We start from the raw sequence: 18952 nt of genomic DNA, 5'->3' as shown, positions 1-18952 counted from the left end.
GGTGATGGCCGGACTCACCGTCGGCCTCATCACCGTCGGCTCACTGGTTCCCATGGCTGCCGCCCTTCAACTCGTCGCGGCAGTGCCCTTGGGCCTGCTCGCCCAGCGGTATCGATTGCGAGCGCTGGTCACCGCCACTATCGCGGCGACGCTGGTCACCTTCGTGGCCGCCGGTGTGATGCCCGCGCTCGGCGTCATGGGCGCGGCCACCATGGCCGGAATCATCGGAACGGTGAAGCGCCGTGGCGGCGGATTCCCCGCGGTGCTCGCTCTCGGCGTCATCGCGGGCGTGGGCTGGGGACTGTTCTCCGTCGGCAGCCTGCTGATCTTCTCGCGCACCAGGGACCTGTTCTTCGAGGCGTTCCGCAACACCGCCAAGGGCATCGAGAATCTGGCGGGCCGGGCGCCCGCGCTGGAGCCGCTCGGCCGCATGGCCGCCGAGACCGTCGACGTGGTGCTGCGCTGGTGGTGGATCTACATCGGCGCCACAGTGGCGCTCGGCGTGCTGGTCAGCACGGTGATCTCCTGGTTCGTTCTCGGGGCGGTACTCGATCGACTGGCCTGGCTGCCGGGCAGCGACCGGCTCGACGCGCCGCGCGACGATCGGCCGGTGGGGCCGCTGCCGGTGTCTCTGCACGGGGTCGGCTACCGGTACGAGGGCACCGATATCGATGCGTTGGCCGATATCGATCTCACCATCCGGCCGGGCGAGTTCGTCGCCGTCGTCGGTCACAACGGATCCGGCAAGTCGACGCTGACCAGAGTCCTGGCAGGCAGGCCGCCGACATCGGGCGCGGTGGACCGCCCTGGCTCGGCGGGTCTCGGCGCGCTCGGTGGGACCGCGCTGGTCCTGCAACGTCCCGAGAGCCAGACTCTCGGCGTCTCGGTCGCCGACGACGTCGTGTGGGGACTGTCGGCCGAATCGGCCGCCGAGGTCGACGTCGACGCGCTGCTCGCCGAGGTCGGCCTCGCCGATATGGGCGCCCGCGAAACCGCCACCCTCTCCGGCGGCCAGCAACAGCGCCTGGCCGTGGCCGCCGCGCTCGCCCGCCGCCCGGCCCTGCTCATCGCCGACGAGGCCACCTCGATGATCGACCCCGACGGCCGCCGCGAACTCGTCGCGTTGCTGGCCGAACTCCCGCGCCGACACGGCACCGCCGTCGTCCTGGTGACCCACCACGAGGCCGACGCGACCGCCGCCGACCGGGTGATCCACCTCGCCGGCGGACGCATGGTCGACCACCTCGCGAGCTGGCCACACCCCGCCCGCGACCAGCGCCGCAGGCCGATGGGCGCTCCCGTGCTCGAACTCGCCGACGTACACCACACCTACAACCGCGGCACGCCGTGGGAGGCGCCTGCCCTGCACGGCGTCGACCTGTCGGTCCACAAAGGCGAGGCCCTCCTGATCGTCGGCGGCAACGGATCGGGCAAGTCGACGCTGGCCTGGATCATCGCGGGCCTGATCGCGCCGAGCTCGGGACGCTGCGAACTGCGCGGCACCGCGGTCGACAAGCAGGTCGGCGGGGTCGCGCTGGCCTTCCAGCACTCCCGGTTGCAACTACAGAAGCAGACCGTCGGCGCCGAGATCGCCGACTGGGGTGGACGGGCGACCGGGTCGGGCGCGGTAGGACAGGCGCTGGACGCGGTGGGCCTGGATCGCCGTCTCGCCGCTCGTTCCGTCGAGGAACTCAGCGGCGGGCAGGCCAAGCGGGTGGTCCTGGCCGCCATGGTGGCGAGTCGTCCGCAGGTGGTGGTCCTCGACGAACCATTGGCGGGCCTGGATCCGCAGGGTCGCGCCGAGATCGTGGAACTGCTTGCCCGGCTGCGGGATTCGGGTCTGACATTGGTCATCATCTCCCACGACGTCGCCGAGATGTCCATGGTCTGCGACCGCACGGTGCACCTGGACGGCGGCGTCGTGGTCTCGGCCGACGGCCACGCGATCCCGAGAACCGAACGCGCACTGGAGAAATCGGCCTTCGTGGCCGGTCTGCCCCTCGGCCGTCGCGGCGACGAAGGCGCGACGGCCCACACCAGCGCACCGAAAGGCACCACCCCATGAGCACCGTGCTGCTGCGTGAAGTACCGGTCGACAGCGTCGTGCACCGCCTGTGGGCAGGCACGAAGATGATCGCGGCGTTCCTGATCAGCCTGCTGCTGATGTTCCTGCCGTCCTGGCCGGTACTCGGCGTGATCACGGCCTTCCTGGTCCTCATCTGGGTGCTCGCGCGGCTGCCGCTCGGTGCGATTCCCCGACTGCCGTGGTGGTTCTGGGGACTTGTCGTGCTCGGCGGTCTGATCAACGCGCCGATCGGGATGAAGGCGGTGCTCGGCTACATCCAGATCTTCGTGTTCGGACTGGTCCTGGTGGCCGCCTCGTTCCTGATCGCCTTCACCACCCCGATGGGCGAGATCGCCCCCGCACTCGCCAAACTCGGTGCGCCGCTGCGGAAATTGCGGCTACCCATCGACGAGTGGGCCGTCGTGGTGGCGCTGACGCTGCGCGGATTGCCGCTGCTGTTGGATGAGATCCGGGTACTGCGCGCCGCGCGCAAGTTGCGACCCAAGGACAACCTGCTGCACCGCGCCGCCGACAACCCGCTCATCGACATCCTCACCGCGTGCATGGCGGTGTCGTCGCGGCGCGCGGGCGAGCTCGGCGAGGCGATCACCGCCCGGGGCGGCACGGGGATGCTGACAGCGCACCCGAGCGCACCGCACCGTCGGGACGCGATCGCCCTCACCCTCGTGGTCGCGGTCTGTGCGGGAGCGGTGCTGCTCAGCAACATCATCGGATGAGGCACTTCGCAATACCCCGAATTCACTGCCCCGAAACCCTATGGCGAGATATGGTTCGTCACGAAAATCGAGCTAGGCAGCTTCACGCGCCGGTCACGAGCTTTCTCGGGGAAAACACGCCACGGCGCTTGTTCGAACACTCACGCCTGATGAACTCCAGATGGGAAATGTTCATATGATCATCCGCAAGATCGCCGCGGCCGCCATCCCGATGCTCGCTGCCGCACTGGTGGGAACCGGTGTAGCCGGTGCCGACCCGGTGACGCCGGACGTCGAGTACCGCACCGAGGTCGTCGGCAACACCCTCATCACCACCCTGACGCACGGCACCTTCACCGTCACCGGTGGCGCGGTCGACATCCGCGACGAAGCGGGCGCCACCCTGGTTTCGCTGCCGCTGTCGGTCCGCGACGGCAAGTTCGAATACCCGCTGCCGCATACGGTTCGCGAAGAAGGTCACGTACTCGAGCTGACCGCGGTGAAGGACGTCGCCGCGGCGAAGCCCAACCTCACGCCGGTCGCCTCGCCCGCCGAGAACTACGCGGCACAGGCGAACTTCGCGTCGAGCTTCGGTCTGGCCACCGCCGTCGGCAGCTTCGTCGGCATGGGCCTCGGCGCGGTGATCGGCCTGGTCGTCGGCGGTCTTCTCATCCCCGGCGTCGGCGCGATTCCGGGCTTCGTCACCGGCGCCTCCGTCGGCGGCATCATCGGCACGCTCGTTGTCGGTGGACCCGCGCTGGTCATCGCCGGCATGGATCTGATCAACACCCTGCAGGCACCGGCAGGCACCACTCAGTGGGCAACGCAGACCAAATAGTCTGCGCCACAGTCTGATTCCTCCGTCGCACCGACGCCTACACTGGCGTCGGTGCGACAAGGAAACGGACTCGACATTCCCGAAACCCTCGGCGATCTGTGCGCGCCCGACCGGATGGCGCTGATCGTCTACGACATGCAGGTCGGCGTCCTCGGCCAGCTGCCCGACGGGCAGGAGATCACCGAGCGTGTCGTGCGCGTGGTCGAAGCCGCCCGGCGCGGCGGCTATCCGGTGATCTTCCTGCGGCACTTCTTCCCGCCGCGGCGACTGACCGGCGTGTACGGGATGCGGCTCCTGATGAGCTGGCAGAACGCCGAGTCCGTCGACGATGTGGCCTTCATCCTGCAACGCGATACGCCCGCGTTCGAGCTGGTGCCGGAGCTGGTGCCGCGCGAGGACGAGCTGGTCTTCGACAAGATGTCGATGTCGGCGTTCGAGGGCACACCGCTCGCCAGTCTGCTGCGCGATCTGAAGATCGGCTCCTACGCCATCGCCGGGGTCGCGCTCGAAATCGGGATTGCGCCCACCGTCACCCATTCCACCGATCTGGGTTTCGTGCCCGTGGTGATCGCTGACGCCTGCGGCGGTCGCGACAAGGAAGCGATCGCGCGCGCCTACGACGACTTCGCGTTCCAGGGCAACGCACTGGTCACCGATATCGAGACGATCTCCGGCCTGATGGCCGGGAACTGACAGCACGGCAAACAGTCAGCGTGCGGGTTCGGCGGGCCGGTGATCATCGGCCCGCCGAGACAATCAGGCCTTCTCGCGCAGGGCGTTCTTGGCCGCGTCCTGGGCGGAATCCACCTGGCCGCTGAACTTGCCGCCGGTCTTCTCGTCCACCACGTCACCGGCCTTGTCGATGACGCTGTCGACCTTGTCCGCATGCTGGGCGGCCAGGTCCATCGCCTTGCCGGCCAGGTTCTTGAAATCCACCGCGTACTCCTCGTTGATTCGACACCGGGTACAACTCGATTACCGTAGCAACATCGCAGATTTCGCGGTGAGCATCATCGTGGCGAACTAGTCACACCGTCCCACACGGGGTGCCATAGCCGTCCGGTGTCGGTCCAGGCCTGGAAGCGGACCGTGCCGGTGAGCTCGGGGGCGACCCATTGCGCGTCATGGCGTTCGTCGGCAGTCATCTCGTTGGCGAACGGTGACGTCGCGCGCCGCAGCCCGGCCAGCTCGGCGGCGATCCGACGCGCCTGTTCGTCACCGAATCCGGTACCCACCCGGCCCACGTAGATGAGGCCGTTCTCGTGCGGCATTCCTAGCAGCAGCGACTTGAACGGCCGCTTGTCGCTCCGCCGCCACCCGCCGACCACCACCTCGCGCGAACGCCAGTTGCGCTGTTTGAGCCAGGTCTGGCTGCGCTTGCCCGGCTGGTACACCGATTCCAGCCGCTTGGCGACGACCCCTTCCTGCCCCTGCTCGCGACTGGCCTTCATCGCCTCGGCCCCCGAACCACCCAGCAGCGCGGTGACATTCATCGACGGCGACAGCTTGCCCAGCGCCTCGAGCACGGCGCGGCGGTCGGTGTACTTCTTGCGCAGCAGGGAGGTGCCGTCGAGGTAGAGCACGTCGAACGCGACGAACACCGCACGGGCCGAATCCGCTTGCAGCGCGGAGATATCCGAGAGACCGGCCTCATCGAACACCACCGCCTCGCCGTCCAGCACTACCTGGTGCCCGGCCAGCTCCTCACCGACAACGGCCAGGCGCGGATACCGGGCGGTCACCGTGTTGCCCGCGCGACTGCGGACAGTGACCGCGCCGTCGTCGATCTCGACGATCACCCGGAAGCCGTCCCACTTGGTTTCGAAGGCCCAGTCGGTGGAGGTCAGCGATTCGACATCACCCGCGGTGGCCAGCATCGGCGACAAGTCGCGCGGCAAACCCTTGTCCACCATGGGTTCTCGACGTACCTGATCGCGCATCAGGTGCATGAGCCACTGGTCGCCCTTGGTCTGGATGAACGCGTAGCGGCCGGACACCCGCTCTCCGTCGAGTTCGACGATCACCTCGTCGGAGCGCCACTTCTCGGTGACATAGGTGCCCGAATCCCAGATTGTCATCTCCCCCGCGCCGTATTCGCCCTGGGGAATCTCACCGTGAAAGTGCAGGTATTCGAGCGGATGATCCTCGGTGCGCACGGCAAGGCGATTGTGTTTCGGTTCCGTCGGCGGGCCCTTCGGCACCGCCCAGGAGGCGAGGACGCCATCGTGCTCGAGGCGCACGTCCCAGTGCAGGCGACGGGCGTGATGTTCCTGGATGACGAAGCGATTGCCGGGGCCCGGTTCCGGCGTGGCCTCGGGGACCGGCTCGGGCGTGCGCTTCGGGTCGCGCATGCTGCGGTACTTGGTGAGCGAGTCGGGGCGGGCGGGCAGTGGCGGATCGAGATCGGCCAGCAGGTCGCCGTCGGCTTTCCAGCGGGCGAGTACCTCGTCGAACCGCAACTGACGCAACGTATCCGCGTCTTCGATCTCGGCCCAGGCGCGCGGGGCGGCCGCATTGGGTTCGGCGCGACCACGCAGCGAGTAGGGCGCGATCGTGGTCTTGGCCGCGTTGTTCTGGCTCCAGTCCAGGAACACCTTGCCTTTGCGGGCCACCTTCGCCATGGTCGCCGTCACCAGATCCGGGTGCAGCGCTTCGAGATTGGCGGCCACCTGCTTGGCTACGGTGGACGCGCCGCGCGAACTCAGCGGCCGATCCAGCGGCACGTAGACGTGAATTCCCTTGCTACCGCTGGTCACCGGGAACGCCCGCAGGCCGATATCGGCGACCATCTCCCGCACCGCCAGCGCCACCCGCGCGCATTCGGCCAGCCCGGCGCCGGTACCGGGGTCGAGATCGAACACGATCCTGGTGGCCGGGCCGCGGTCGTTCGCGTCGAAACGCCATTGCGGCACATGGATTTCCAGCGCCGCCTGCTGTGCGAGCCAGGCCATGCCCGCCTCGGAATCGATCAGCGGGTACACCACCCGGCGGCTGGAATGCTCGATCGCGGCGCGGTGGATCCACGCGGGCGCGTGCTCGGGCAGGTTCTTCTCGAAGAAATCGGAATGGTCGACGCCGTTGGGCCACCGTTTCCTGGTGACCGGGCGGCCGACGAGATGGGGCAGCGCCGCCGCGGTGATCGCCGAATAGTAGGCGATCACTTCGCCTTTCGTGGTGCCGGTCTCCGGGTACAGCACCTTGTCGAGGTTGCTGAGCTCAACCTCGATGTCCGGTTCACCCGGTGCGCCCCGAAATTCCCGGCGGACCATCGACGTGATCGGAGCAGCGGGGACCGTCTAGACGGTCCCCGCGCGCCGAATCAGGCCTTGGGTCCCGGATCTGTCGGAGCGGGGCCGCCGGGGGCAGTGCCGGGACCTGCCTGCGGGGGCACGACCTTCTTGGCCGCGTCCTTGCCCTTCTCGATCTTGTCGCTGTACTTGCCCTTGGTTTTGTCATCGATGAAGGTGCCGGCCTTGTCGACCGCCTCATTGATCTTGTCGGCGTTCTGTTCGACCGCTACCTTGCCCTTACCGAGCAAGCCCTTCAAGGTATCCACGAGACTCATCTGTCGATGTTCCTTTCGCGAGGAAGGTCATTCCACATCTTCCCACCACGAATCCCGTGGTGGGAGGTCATTCGGAACCACCCTCTGGCCCGGCTTGGGCACTACCACCGGAGTACCCGCATCGGCGGCGGCCGACACAAAGCGCCGGACCGGTTCGGACCAACCGTGGAAAGCCAGATTGAACGTGGCCCAGTGGATCGGGACCAGCAGGCCGTAGGAAGCGTCGCCCAGGCACAGGTCGGCGTGCGCGCGCACCGCCTCTTCGGGGTTCATGTGCACATCGGTCCAGCGCTCGTCGTAGGCGCCGATGGGCAGCAGTGTGAGATCGAAGGGGCCGAGCACCGCGCCCGCCTGGGAAAACGCCTTCGTGTAGCCGGTGTCGCCGCCGAAGTAGACCCGCTTGGTCGGACCCGCCAGCGCCCACGACGCCCACAGCGTGGTGTTGCGAACCAGGCCGCGACCGGAGAAATGCCTGGCCTCGGCACAGGTGATGGTGAGCCCGCGATCATCGGCGTCATGGCCGAGCGAGACCGAGCCACCCCAGTCGAGCTCGATGATCCGGTATTCGGGCACGCCCCACTGGCGCAGGTGCGCGCCGATGCCGGTGGGCACGACGAACGGCGCGAGCTGGGTGCGGACGAGCTCGTCGACGGTGGCTTTGTCGAGGTGGTCGTAGTGATCATGGGAGATGATCACCGCGTCGACCTGCGGCACCTGCGACAGCTCACCGGGGACCGGGTGCAGACGGGCTGGGCCGACCACCGGGGACGGGGAGACCCGTTCGCTCCACACCGGGTCGGCCAGCACACGGTAGCCGTCGAGTTCGACCAGCGCGCTCGCATGCCCGTACCAGGTGACCGCGAGGTCGGCGGCCTGCTCCGGAACGGCGGGGGTGACCAGCGGAACAGGGTTCGCCGGGCGACCGATACTGCCCTTGGTGAGCCCCGACCAGATCAGCGACGGTGCGGCGCCGGCGGCGAGCATGGAGCTCGGCTCGGTGTTGTGGAAACGGCCGTCGCGGTAGGAGGACTTGCCGATCGCGGTCGGCGCGATCGCCGACGGACTCGCGCCGATCGAGGTCGGCAGACCCCAGACCGCGCGTGCCACCCAGGCGAGACCGAAGGTGCTCGCCACCGAACCCGCCAGGCGTGTGATGCGCATCAGCGGCCCACGAACTTCGCCGGACGCTTCTCCTGTCGGGCCAGGCGGCCCTCTTTCGCATCGTCGCTGCTCCACGCGGCTTCCAGCGCGGCCCGCTGCTGCTCGCTCGCCGGGTCGCCGGTGCCGTCATCGTTGAGCATCAGTTTCATGGCTTGCAGCGACAGCGGCGCGAGCGCCGCGATGGACTTGGCCCAGTCCTTGGCATCGGCGAGCGTGCCCAGCTTGTTGGCGAAGCCGTAGGCGTAGGCGTCCGCGGCGGACACCGATTCGGCGCCGAGCAGGATGGTGCGGGCGGGTCCGCCGCCGATCAGGGCCGCCAGCCGCGACACCGTCCAGCGATCCACCGAGATGCCGAGCTTGGCCGCGGGCACCGCGATGTACGCGTCGGGCTCGATCACCCGCAGGTCCGAGGCCAGCGCCAGCTGCACACCCGCGCCGAGCGCGCCGCCGTTGATCGCCGAGATCACCGGAACCGGAACGGATTCGATGGTGTGCAGCATGTCGAGCAGGCCGCCGAGAAACGACTCCGAGTACACCCCCGACAGATCGGCGCCCGCGCTGAAGATCGGCCCGCGGCCGGTGAGCACGATGGCACGCGCACCTTGTGCCACCGCGTCGAGTACCGCGGCGCGCAACTGGCCGACCAGGTCGTCGTTGAGCGCGTTGCGCCGTTCCTCGCGCTGCAATTCGATGGTGACCACATCACCATCGCGAGTCACGCCGAGCATGCATCCTCCCCAGAATCAGCGGATTTCGTGGATGTTCACACTCTGCCACAGCCCGCCGACAACGCCCCGCAAGGCGATAGCATCGACCGCTGTGGTCGATGACTATTCTGCCCCGGACATCCTGGTGATCGGCGCGGGTCAGGCGGGGCTGTCCGCCGGTTACCACCTGCGCAAGCTGGGGCTGGCGCCCGAACGCGATTTCCGCATCGTCGACCACGCACCGGGGCCGGGGGGCGCCTGGCAATTCCGGTGGCCGTCGCTGACGCTGACGACGGTGAACCGCGTGCACGATCTGCCGGGGATGTCCTTCGCCGAGACACTGCCCGCGGGGTCGGAGTCGGCGCGAGCGGCCACAGCCGTGCCGCACTATTACGAGCTCTACGAAAAGCGCTTCGAACTGCGGGTTCAACGCCAGGTGACGGTGAAAGTAGTGTGCGATCGGACCGCTGACGGCAAGAGCTGCGCGGGCCGCGGCGAGGTACTGCACGTCGAAACCGAGGGGGCGGGCACCCTGCGTGTGCGGGGGCTGATCAACGCCACCGGCACCTGGGAGCATCCGTTCATCCCCCGCTATCCGGGCGCCGAAACCTTCGCGGGCCGCCAACTGCACACCCGCGATTACCGCACGGCCGACGAGTTCGCGGGCGAGCACGTGGTCGTCGTCGGTGGGGGAATCTCGGCGGTGCAGTTGCTCGACGAGATCTCGCTCGTGAGTTCCACCACATGGGTGACCAGGTCGGAGCCCCGGTGGCGGGAAACGCCGTTCGCCGAGCAGGACGGGCGCGACGCCGTGGCCCTGGTCGAGGACCGGGTACGCGCGGGGCTCCCGCCCGGCTCGGTCGTATCGGTGACCGGACTGCCGCTCGACGAGCGAATACGGGCCGCGCGCGAGCGGGGTGTGCTGCGGCGGTTGCCGATGTTCGAGCGGATCGAGCCCACCGGCGTGCGATGGGCCGACGGCAGTTTCCAGGCCGCCGACGTCATCCTGTGGGCGACCGGTTTCCGCAGCTCACTGGATCACCTGGCGCCGCTGCGGCTGCGCGGCCCCGGCGGCGGGATCACCATGACCGGGCGATTGGCGACCCAGGTGGCCGTCGACCCGCGCATCCATCTCATCGGCTACGGCCCCTCGGCCAGCACGATCGGCGCCAACCGGGCGGGCCGGGCAGCGGCGCGTGAACTGACCGACTACCTCGGGATCAGTCCAGACCGACGCTGAACGTCGCCGGATCGCCGCCGACCCGCTTGCCCGCGTCGAGGCGGCTGATCGACTCCATCGCCTCGGCATCGAGCTCGAAGGTGAACACGTCGAAGTTCTCGGCGATCCGCGACGGCGTGACCGACTTCGGGATGACGATATTGCCCAGCTGCAGGTGCCACCGGATGATGACCTGCGCGGGCGTGCGGTCGAGTTCCTTCGCGATGCCGACGATGGTCGGGTTGTCGAGCAGCGTGCCCTGCCCGAGTGGGCTCCACGCCTCGGTGGCGATCGCGTGATTGGCGTCGTACTGGCGCAGGTCACGCTGGGCAAGGGTGGGATGCAATTCGATCTGGTTCACCGTGGGCACCTCGCCCGCGTCGGCGATCAGGGTCTCCAGATCGATCACCCGGAAGTTGGAGACACCGATCGAGCCGATCCGGCCCTGCGCCTTGAGCGCCTGGAACGCGCGGAACGTGTCGACGTAGCGGCCGGCGGACGGGACCGGCCAGTGGATCAGATACAGGTCGAGATAGTCCAGGCCGAGCCGCTGCATGCTGGCATCGAAGGCGCGCAGGGTGCTGTCGTAGCCCTGGTCGGCGTTCCACAGCTTGGTGGTGATGAAGAGTTCGTCGCGGGGAATCCCCGATTCACCGACGGCGCGGCCTACGCCTTCCTCGTTTCCGTAGACCGCGGCCGTATCGATGCTGCGGTAGCCGACCTTCAACGCCTCGGCCACCACCCCGGTGACGTCTTCCGCGGGCACCTGGAACACACCGAAGCCGAGCTGTGGGATCACGTTCCCGTCATTGAGCACGATGGTGGGGACAGGGCTGCTCTCGCTGCGGAAGGTCACCCTCTCGAAGGTAGAAGTGGTTCGGTGTGGCGTCAACGACGGCGCGTGGCGTGTTTCCCCCTCGCTCGAAGCGGGGCGCTGGTCAGGAGAGCACCCCCGGCTCAGTACCCGCCTCCGGCAAGTCCGATTCGCCGGTACCGGGCCTGCCGTATCGTGCGCAGTTCAGCGGGCTCGTAGGCGCGCAGCGCGGCCAGTTCGGCGGCGATCGCGAGGACCGTGCGGCGGGCGAAGGCGACGGGTTCGTCGGCGGCGTCGGGGTACTCCTCGACAATCTGGTCCACCACACCGTCTTCGAGCAGATCCGCCGATCTGATGCCTTGCGCCGCAGCCATTTCCGGCGCGTGCGTGGTATCGCGGAACACGATGGCGCTCGCGCCTTCCGGCGGCAGCGGGGCGAGCCAGCCGTGCCTGGCGGCGAGCACCCGGTCGGCGGGCAACAGCGCGAGCGCGCCGCCGCCGGTGCCCTGACCGAGCAGCACGGAGACCGTCGGGGTGTCGAGGGTGACGAGATCGGCCAGGCAGCGGGCGATTTCGGGGGCGAGGCCGCGTTCCTCGGCTTCCTTGGACAGCGCAGCGCCGACGGTATCGATGACAAGCACCAGCGGCAAACGCAATTCACGCGCCAGGACCATCGCGCGCCGCGCCTCGCGCAGGGCGGCCGGGCCCATGGTGCGCTCGCCCTCCTGGCCGGATCGGTCGTGTCCGAAGACCACGCACGGTTGTCCGGCGAAGCGGGCGAGGGCGAGCAGCACCGTGCGATCGGACTCGCCCCGACCGGTGCCGCTGAGCGGAACCCGTTGCGTCGTATGGCGAAGCAGATCCCGGATGCCCGGTCTGCCGGGCCTGCGCGAGCTGAGCACCGAATCCCAGGCGCTCGCGGTCGGATTCGGCGGCGTCGCCGGACTACGCACCGGCGCAGCCCAACCCGGCTCGGTCGTCACCGGAACCACGGCTCCGCCCGCGACGCTCATCGCCCGGTGCGCGATGCGGCGAAAGATCTCCACCGTCACCACTCCGTCGATCACACCGTTGCGATAGAGGTTCTCCGCGATCTGCACGCCGGGCGGAAAAGCCCTGCCGTACAACGCCTCGTACACGCGCGGCCCGAGGAATCCGATGAGCGCGCCGGGCGCGGCGAAGGTGATGTGTCCCAACGACCCCCACGACGCGAACACCCCGCCCATCGTCGGATCGCGCAGGTACACCAGATACGGATGCCCCGCCGCCTTGTGCACGGCCACCGCGCCCGCGATCTTCACCATCTGCACGAAAGCGACTGTCCCCTCCTGCATCCGGGTGCCGCCGGAGGTCGGCGAGGCGATCAACGGCAGCCCGAGTTCGGTAGCGCGCTCGACCGCGCGCACGATCCGCTCCGACGCGGCAACCCCGATCGACCCGGCCAGAAACGCGAATTCACAGGCGATCACCGCGACCCGGCGCCCCCGCAACAACCCCTCCCCCGTCAACACCGCCTCATCGGTACCCGCCCGTTCGGCCGCGGCGACGAGCTCCTGCCGATAGCGCGGCGACATCGCGGGCTCGATCGGCGCACGATCCCAGCTCACGAAAGAGTCCGCGTCGAGCAACTGTTCGAGCAGGTCATCGGCCGACATATGCACGCTGTGAGCGTAGCCGGACCGGGTTCGAGTAGCTCACACAATCGCGACGTCGCGTTGCAACACCTTGACTTTCTGTTGTGTTTTTACAACACTTTGTTAGGTGAGCCCAGTCAGACGAGGGGAAACCCTGCCGATCTTCAATCGCATTGCCGTGTTGCGCGCGGAGCATCGGATGAGCAGGGCGGCGCTTGCCGAAGCCGTCAACGTCAATGTCCAGACGATCGGCGCGCTCGAACGTGGCGATCACTATCCGAGCCTCGATCTGGCGATGCGCATCTGCGATGTGTTCGCGCTGCCGATCGAAGTCGTGTTCTCCCGCAAGGAATTCGGGCCGTTGTCGGCCGAGCTCTACCCACGCACGAAAGGCGAGATGCCATGACCAGCACGCTCATCGACCGCTACCAGAATTACCGCGTCCGGCGCTGGCTGGCCCAGGAGCAGCAGACCTCGGGGATGCTGAGAAGCTGGCGACCGCTGCGTCGGCGGCGGATTCTTGTCATCGTCGTGACGATCGCACTGCTCGGGCTCGCGGGCGCGGGGGTGATCCGCGCGCTGGACCTACCCGGCGCGCCCGTGATCGCGCTCGTCTCGGCGCTGCTGTTGCTACCCAGCTGGACGATGTTGCGAATCGTGTCGGGCGGGCAGGACCACGCACCCGACCAGATGCTCGACGAACTGGAGATCACCGAACGCAACAAGGCGCGTTCGGCGGGGCTCGCGCTCACTCAGTCGCTGACCATACCGCCGCTGGCGTACCTGATTTTCGGCAGCGCGTTCTCACCGAAGACCGACGCCTACAGCATCGCCTACGCGGGCGGACTGATGATGCTGGCCACGATCATGGCAGGCGGCTGTGCACCGGCGATGATCCTCGGCTGGACCCGGCCCGATCCCGAACCTGAGTCCTGAACGAGCACGGCTCGAACGAGGGCGGGGCTGCGGCCTTCATCGCGGCAGCCCCGTCTCACGTCAGTAGCCCTGCATGACCTTGCGCAACGCGTACTCGGTCAAGGCGACCAGGGCCTGCTTGGCCGGTTCCCGGCGACGGGCGTCGATCGACATGATCGGCACGTCGGCGGGAACCGCGAGGGCCTGGCGGATGTCCTCGAGCGGGTACTTCGGCGCGTCGTCGAACTCGTTGAGCGCCACCAGGAACGGCAGCCCGCGGGCCTCGAAGTAGTCGACAGCGGCGAAGCTGTCTTCGAGCCTGCGGGTGTCGACCAACACCACGGCGCCGATGGCGCCGCGGATCAGGTCGTCCCACATGAACCAGAACCGATACTGGCCCGGCGTACCGAACAGGTACAGGACCAGGTCGTCGGCGAGGCTGATGCGACCGAAGTCCATCGCCACCGTGGTGGTCGATTTCTGCGGAATACCGGTCAGGTTGTCGATTCCGGTACTGGCGTTGGTGACCAACGCCTCGGTGCGCAGCGGAACGATCTCCGACACCGCGCCGACCATCGTGGTCTTACCCACGCCGAAGCCGCCGGCGACCACAATCTTCGCCGAAGTCGGCTTGGCCGTGCGGGTGTCGACCTGCGCCGTCGAATCAAATACGCCGGAGTCCACTGAGAACCCTTTCGATCAGCTCGCGACGTTCATCGTCGCTGGAATCGTCTTTCAAAGTTGCCGAAACCCGGACATGACCGGCCTCGATCAGGTCGGCTACGAGTACCCGGGCCACCCCGATCGGGATGTACAGCTGGGCAGCTATCTCGGCAACGGACGGCGATTGCCTGCACAACTCCACGATGGACGTTTCGAGGTTGTTCAGTTCGTACTGCCGCTCCATGGCGACCGGATGCGATGCTACGAGTGCCTCCAGCGCCAACTCGACCGCCGGCCTGGTTCGGCCGGCAGTCAAGGAGTATGGGCGAACGAGGCTGGGCTCGGCGCTCCCCATGCGGTGATCGTCTATGTCCATCCCACCATCAGGAACCCATCGTGACGCGAGGCGTGGCCTGGACCGTCTGGCCAACGCGCTCGACCAGAAGTGCCATTTCGTAGCCGACCTGACCGATGTCACACGAGGTGTTGGTCAGGACCGCTAGATATGAGCCGTCGCCGACTGCCATGAGCAGCAGGTATCCGTGCTCCATCTCGACGACGGACTGGAGTACCGTACCGCCTTCGAACAGATTCGACACGCCGACGGACAGGCTTGCCAGTCCGGCGGTCACAGCGGAGAGCTGCTCGGCGCGGTCTACCGGGAGCTGAGCGCTCGCGGCCATCAACAGTCCGTCAGCCGAGACCAGGACGGCATGGGCTACGCCAGGAACCTCGTTGGCGAAGTTCGAAACCAGCCAATCCAGCTGACGGTTCGTACCACCTAGATCGGGGTTCATCGGTCTCCTTTATCTCCGGTTAGGTTCATTGCCTTCATTGCGCGGCCATCCCGGACGCCCTGCTGGTGACGACTCAGGCTGTTGCGGATCGTGGCGGGATCGCGTTGCTGCGGAGTGCGATCGGCGGCGCCGCTCACACCACCCGGCACAAGCCTCCCGCCCGGACTGCGCTGAGGCAAGCCGGCGGCGGTACGCACTTCGGACTGGGCTTCGCTCGCCGCGCGAGCAGCCTCCCAGCCGTCATCACCGGGTGATTCGAAGGACGCGGCCATCTGGTTCCGGTCGGAATTCTCGTCCGTGAGCCACGACGACATCATCTCCGCGAAGATCGGTGTTCCGCCCATCACGGAATCACCTTCCGGTGCCGGCTGCAACCTGGTCTGGAAGAACGACGCAGCCTTGACCGGATTGGACCGGAAGCTGTGCCGACCCGGATCACGCCCTGCCGACGCAGCGTTATCCGGCCCCGCAGGGTCCCGATCCCGTTGCGGCAGAGCCACTCCTGGCCCGGCGTTCGCCTGCGGTACAACAGTAGCCCCGGGATCGCGCTGCGGCAGCCCATTCGGCGCAGCCGCACGTTGGGGCAGTCCGTTGGGCGCTTCCCGCTGCGGTTGACCCGCGGCCGGGGCACGCTGTGGCAGACCGTTGTCGGCCGGATCCTGCTGCGGCGCAGGGGTTGCGCGCTGCGGCAGACCGTTGGCCGGACGGGCGGGCTGGGCCCGCTGTGGCAGGCCGTTGGCCGGATCACGTTGGGGCAGACCGCCGGTCGGCTCACGCTGCGGCAGACCGTTGGCCGGATCACGCTGCGGCAGACCACCGGTCGGCTCACGCTGCGGCAGACCACCGGTCTGATCGAGCCTGGGCAGACCACCGGACTGATCCCGGCCCGGCAGACGCGGCGCGGGATCGCGCTGCGGCAGACCGCCCGCGGGATTGCCTCGCTGCGGAAGGCCGGTCGACGGATCACGCTGCGGCGGCGTGGAGTCACGCTGCGGTGCGGCGCTCGCCTGACCACGCTGCGGCAATCCGGTCGACTGCGACGGATCACGCTGCGCACTCGCGGGCTCACGCTGCGGCAGACCCGTTGCCGGATCACGCTGCGGCAGACCACCGGTCGGCTCGCGCTGCGGCAGACCGGTCGACGGGTCACGCTGCGGCAGACCGCCGGTCTGCTCACGCTGCGGCGGCCGCGGCGCCTGGTCGCGCTGTGGCAGCCCGACCGAAGGATCACGCTGCGGGGCGCCGTTGGCGCCCGGCGAACGCTGCGGCAGACCACCGGGGGTGCTCCCCCGCTGCGTCTGTGCCGGATCGCGCTGGGGCGGTGCCGAATCACGCGGCGACTGCACCTGCGGCTGCGCGGATTCGCGCGACGGCGCACCGTTGGCACCCGGCTGGCGCTGCGGCAATCCACCACCGGCCTGCGGCGACCCACCGGGCTTCTGCTCGGCCGGACCCTGCTGACCCGGCCCGGCGGGCGGACGCGGCGGTCCACCCGGCGCCAGATTGCGCTTGGGCAGATTCGCCGCGGCGAGCTTGCCGCGCTGCGGCACGTTCGCCTGTCCCGGCGCGGGCGGGCGCAGCGACGGCGACGACTGCTCGGTCGCGTCCTGAGCCGCGCCCGAAGCCATCGAGTTACCCGGCTGACGCTGCGGCAATCCGCCACCGGCACCCGCCGGGGTCGGCCCGCTGACGCCGGGATCCACGGTGACCATCACGTTGCCACCCGGGGTACGGGTGATCGCGCGGGTCTGCATGGTGCTCGGCTGCTGCTGCGGGTTCTGCTGCTGGGGCGGCGTCTGCGGACTCGGCTGCTGCTTCTGCAACTGCTGCGGCGGGATCACGGTGCCGCCCGCACCCGAGACGATCAGGCCGACCGGCACGTGCACGGTGACGGTGACGCCGGGATCGCGGGCGGTATCGAAGGTCGGGCGGAGTCGCACGGTGAGACCGTGGCGCTCGGCTAGTCGGCCCACCACGAACAGACCCATGTGACGGGCGGTGTCGGGACCGGGCTCCGCGGTCTGCCCGAGCCGGTGGTTGATCTCCGACATCTCCGCGGGCGGCATACCGATACCGCGGTCGGCGACCTCGATCAGCAGACCCTGGTCGTGGGCCTGGGCGAAGGTGAACTTGACGTCGGTCTCGGGCGGAGAGGCCCGCAGCGCGTTGTCGAGCAACTCGGCGAACAGGTGCGCCATGTCGGAGGCGGCCGGTTCGACCAGCGAGCCGCGCGGCGTGGCGCCGAGCTTGACCCGCTCGTAGTCCTCGACCTCGGAGATCGCGGCGCGCAGCACGTCGGCGATCTCGACCGGAGCCGACTTCGTCCGGCGCTGTTTGGTACCGGCGAGAATCAGCAGGTTGTCGCCGTTACGGCGCATGCGCGCGGCGAGGTGGTCGAGCCGGAAGAGGTTCTCGAGCAGGCGCGGGTCCTTCTCGTCGTACTCCATCGCCTCGATGAGGGTGAGCTGATGGTCGACGAGCGACTTGGAGCGCCGGGCCAGGGTCTCGAACATGTCGTTGACCTGTGAACGCATCTGCGCCTGATCGCTGGCAAGGCGCAGCGCCTGACCGTGGATATCGTCGACGGCGCGGGCGAGCTGGCCGATCTCCTCGTCGGAGCGCACCGGCATCGGCTCGAGCGGCACGTCCTCGGGCGCGGCACCGTTGCGGAGCTGGGCGACCTCGTGCGGAAGATCGGACTCGGCGACGCGCAGCGCGGCCAGCCGAAGGCGGTGCAGCGGCACGATCATCGAGCGGGCGACGAACACGGCGAGCAGGAGCGCGGCCAGGATCGTCGCGATGACGACCGCGGTATAGGTCCAGGCGCCGGTGGCGGCAGCGCCTGCCAGCTCGTCCATCGCGGACTCGATCGCCTTGGTGGCCTCGTTGACGACGCCCTCGTAGCCGATGAGGCTGGTGTACAGCGAAGTGCGCAGGTCGCTGACGGGCAACTTGCCTGCCTGCACTTCGGGACTGCTGATCAGGTTCTTCCGGACGTCGGCCTGTGCCTTCAGGTCGGCGATGACCCGGTCACCGGCCGGGAAGCGGATGGCGAGCACTTCGAGCAGGTGGTTCTCGGTGCTGACGCCGGTGAGGAAATTCTGCGATCCGGTCGGCAGACCACGCAGCATCTCGGAGAGCCCGGCGAGCTCGTCGACGAGGAGCGAGCGGGTGTTGAGCGAGTCGACCAGGCGCAGCTTGGCCGTATCCATCACCGGGTCGCTCACCTGCGCCACGGTCGTCTCGACGATGTCGACGCTTTCCTTACGCATCTGCTCGACCGAGGCCAGCGCGGGCTCGGCCGACGTGGTCAGCGCCGTGCCCTGCCCACGCACCGTCTTGGCCTGCGTGATCATCCGTTCCAGCGCGGAGTGTGCCTTCGGCAGATCGATCAACTTGCCGTGGGCGACTTCGGCCGAGGCGATGGCGGCGTCGAGCTCGGTGAGGTCCTTCTCGGTGACCAAGCTGATTCCGGGGCCTGCGGGCACCATCTGGCTGCCTGCGACCTTCGCGGTGCTCGCGCTCAGCGCGGTGACCGAAGGAATCGTGTCGATCTGCTCATTGATGCTCGACAGCCGGTTGGCTTCCGAGAACTCCGAGGTAATTCTCGACACGCCGAGCCCGACCGCGACCGCGAGTGGCACGGCAAGTACGGCCGTAACCTTCCAACGCAGGTCCCAGTTGCCGAGCGCCCAGCGTTTACTGCCGGACCTAGCGGCGTCACGCATCTCCCACTCACTTTCCAAACTGGCCTCGTACCGTACGCCTGAGGCGAACCTCCACAGGCGCGATGGTGGCTCGCCAGTGGCTGCTGGCCGAGAACTACGGCTGGCCGAGAAATTGCGTCTACGACTGCCC

At 68.3% G+C, this 18952-nt stretch carries 18 protein-coding genes; 7 read left to right on the top strand and 11 right to left on the bottom strand.

Annotated elements, in window-relative coordinates; genetic code table 11:
- Positions 1-4 precede the first annotated feature (4 nt).
- From QX204_RS01775 to QX204_RS01760, 4 genes are all read left to right on the top strand, one after another.
- A complete protein-coding gene (locus QX204_RS01775) occupies positions 5-2065 on the top strand; it encodes an ABC transporter ATP-binding protein (protein WP_301908226.1) in 2061 nt (686 codons plus the stop codon).
- The gene (locus QX204_RS01770) at positions 2062-2802 is read left to right on the top strand and encodes an energy-coupling factor transporter transmembrane component T family protein (protein WP_301904875.1); all 741 of its coding nucleotides are present in this window, start codon (positions 2062-2064) and stop codon (positions 2800-2802) included. Before QX204_RS01775 ends, QX204_RS01770 begins: the two co-directional genes overlap by 4 nt.
- A 160-nt stretch (positions 2803-2962) precedes the next feature.
- Complete coding sequence (locus QX204_RS01765; protein WP_301904874.1) at positions 2963-3619, top strand: DUF8020 domain-containing protein; 657 nt, start codon at positions 2963-2965, stop codon at positions 3617-3619.
- 51 nt (positions 3620-3670) lie between these two features.
- The gene (locus QX204_RS01760; protein ID WP_301904873.1) at positions 3671-4312 is read left to right on the top strand and encodes a cysteine hydrolase family protein; all 642 of its coding nucleotides are present in this window, start codon (positions 3671-3673) and stop codon (positions 4310-4312) included.
- A gap of 63 nt (positions 4313-4375) precedes the next feature.
- Here the strand turns inward: QX204_RS01760 and QX204_RS01755 are convergent, their stop codons facing one another.
- The 5 genes from QX204_RS01755 to QX204_RS01735 form a co-directional block, all read right to left on the bottom strand.
- Positions 4376-4555, bottom strand: coding sequence for an antitoxin (locus tag QX204_RS01755; protein WP_301904872.1), 180 nt, complete (start codon positions 4553-4555; stop codon positions 4376-4378).
- Between the two features lie 74 nt (positions 4556-4629).
- On the bottom strand, positions 4630-6888 hold the full coding sequence (locus tag QX204_RS01750) for an ATP-dependent DNA ligase (protein ID WP_301904871.1): 2259 nt from the start codon (positions 6886-6888) through the stop codon (positions 4630-4632).
- Positions 6889-6938: 50 nt separating this feature from the next.
- The gene (locus tag QX204_RS01745; protein ID WP_301904870.1) at positions 6939-7184 is read right to left on the bottom strand and encodes an antitoxin; all 246 of its coding nucleotides are present in this window, start codon (positions 7182-7184) and stop codon (positions 6939-6941) included.
- A gap of 27 nt (positions 7185-7211) precedes the next feature.
- Complete coding sequence (locus tag QX204_RS01740; protein WP_301904869.1) at positions 7212-8345, bottom strand: MBL fold metallo-hydrolase; 1134 nt, start codon at positions 8343-8345, stop codon at positions 7212-7214.
- Positions 8345-9073: an enoyl-CoA hydratase gene (locus tag QX204_RS01735; RefSeq protein WP_301904868.1), complete on the bottom strand. Its 729-nt coding sequence runs from the start codon at positions 9071-9073 to the stop codon at positions 8345-8347. Before QX204_RS01735 ends, QX204_RS01740 begins: the two co-directional genes overlap by 1 nt.
- 91 nt (positions 9074-9164) lie before the next feature.
- On the opposite strand from QX204_RS01735, the gene QX204_RS01730 reads away from it, so the two are divergent.
- Entirely contained in the window at positions 9165-10292 is a 1128-nt protein-coding gene (locus tag QX204_RS01730) for an NAD(P)-binding domain-containing protein (RefSeq protein WP_301904867.1), read from the top strand.
- Here QX204_RS01730 and QX204_RS01725 read toward each other — a convergent pair.
- Positions 10273-11127, bottom strand: coding sequence for an aldo/keto reductase (locus QX204_RS01725; RefSeq protein WP_301904866.1), 855 nt, complete (start codon positions 11125-11127; stop codon positions 10273-10275). The genes QX204_RS01730 and QX204_RS01725 overlap by 20 nt on opposite strands.
- 101 nt (positions 11128-11228) lie before the next feature.
- Positions 11229-12740: a carboxyl transferase domain-containing protein gene (locus QX204_RS01720; RefSeq protein ID WP_301908225.1), complete on the bottom strand. Its 1512-nt coding sequence runs from the start codon at positions 12738-12740 to the stop codon at positions 11229-11231.
- Positions 12741-12846: 106 nt separating this feature from the next.
- Between QX204_RS01720 and QX204_RS01715 the strand changes: the two genes are divergently transcribed.
- Positions 12847-13125 (top strand): helix-turn-helix transcriptional regulator, encoded by a 279-nt coding sequence (locus tag QX204_RS01715; RefSeq protein WP_101464495.1) that lies wholly within the window; start codon positions 12847-12849, stop codon positions 13123-13125.
- Complete coding sequence (locus QX204_RS01710) at positions 13122-13655, top strand: hypothetical protein (RefSeq protein ID WP_301904865.1); 534 nt, start codon at positions 13122-13124, stop codon at positions 13653-13655. The genes QX204_RS01715 and QX204_RS01710 overlap by 4 nt, the downstream gene beginning before the upstream one ends.
- 60 nt (positions 13656-13715) lie before the next feature.
- On the opposite strand, the gene QX204_RS01705 is transcribed toward QX204_RS01710, so the two are convergent.
- The 4 genes from QX204_RS01705 to QX204_RS01690 all read right to left on the bottom strand — a co-directional run bounded on the left by QX204_RS01705 (position 13716) and on the right by QX204_RS01690 (position 18822).
- Positions 13716-14210: a GTP-binding protein gene (locus QX204_RS01705; RefSeq protein WP_228537035.1), complete on the bottom strand. Its 495-nt coding sequence runs from the start codon at positions 14208-14210 to the stop codon at positions 13716-13718.
- An 88-nt stretch (positions 14211-14298) separates the two neighbouring features.
- On the bottom strand, positions 14299-14673 hold the full coding sequence (locus QX204_RS01700; protein ID WP_056818578.1) for a DUF742 domain-containing protein: 375 nt from the start codon (positions 14671-14673) through the stop codon (positions 14299-14301).
- Between the two features lie 7 nt (positions 14674-14680).
- Entirely contained in the window at positions 14681-15094 is a 414-nt protein-coding gene (locus QX204_RS01695) for a roadblock/LC7 domain-containing protein (protein WP_011207200.1), read from the bottom strand.
- Positions 15091-18822: a sensor histidine kinase gene (locus QX204_RS01690; RefSeq protein ID WP_301904864.1), complete on the bottom strand. Its 3732-nt coding sequence runs from the start codon at positions 18820-18822 to the stop codon at positions 15091-15093. The genes QX204_RS01695 and QX204_RS01690 overlap by 4 nt, the downstream gene beginning before the upstream one ends.
- Between the last annotated feature and the right edge of the window lie 130 nt (positions 18823-18952).

This window comes from Nocardia sp. PE-7 (assembly GCF_030486425.1).
GTDB classification, from domain to species: domain Bacteria; phylum Actinomycetota; class Actinomycetes; order Mycobacteriales; family Mycobacteriaceae; genus Nocardia; species Nocardia salmonicida_A.
This window is presented reverse-complemented; position numbering and strand designations above follow the sequence as displayed.